The 482-nt window shown below is 59.8% G+C and carries 1 protein-coding gene; it reads left to right on the forward strand.

The window, feature by feature from the left end; genetic code table 11:
* Positions 1-217 precede the first annotated feature (217 nt).
* Positions 218-482: FAD/NAD(P)-binding protein (locus E2K76_RS20195; RefSeq protein ID WP_181952925.1), on the forward strand; the 265-nt coding region annotated here is incomplete at its 3' end.

Below are 482 nucleotides of genomic sequence, written 5' to 3' on the forward strand. Positions count from 1 at the left end.
AGCATGCTCTCCGCTCCCGAACCCAAATGTCCAGCGGAAGCGGGATAAGTCACTCCGACGATAACCTCCCGTCGCAGCACGCGCAATCGCGCTACACAGGTGCAAGCCGGCCGGAGGCAAAAAATTAGCGGGCCGTATCTGAACAAGCCACGCGCCTGCGCTTGTCTCCTCCTCCTCCAACATCACCTTCTTCTGCCACGGCTTGCTCGGGACAGAAATGGCACAACACATCGCGATCGTCGGCATGGGCCCAACCGGCATCTATACCCTTCAGCGCCTGATCGAGTACTCCGAGCCGCTATCCATATCCATTTTTGAGACCGGCTCGCAGGCCGGTATCGGCATGCCCTACAGCGCGGACACCTGCCGCAAGTCGATGCTCGCCAATATCGCCAGCATCGAGATCCCGTCCCTGCCGCAAAGCTACCTTGGCTGGATGAAGGGCCTGCTGATCAGCCCCACCCGAGTGGTCCAGGTTAAAA

Origin of the sequence: Falsirhodobacter xinxiangensis (assembly GCF_004959935.1) — a bacterium.
In the GTDB taxonomy this organism is placed as follows: domain Bacteria; phylum Pseudomonadota; class Alphaproteobacteria; order Rhodobacterales; family Rhodobacteraceae; genus Falsirhodobacter; species Falsirhodobacter xinxiangensis.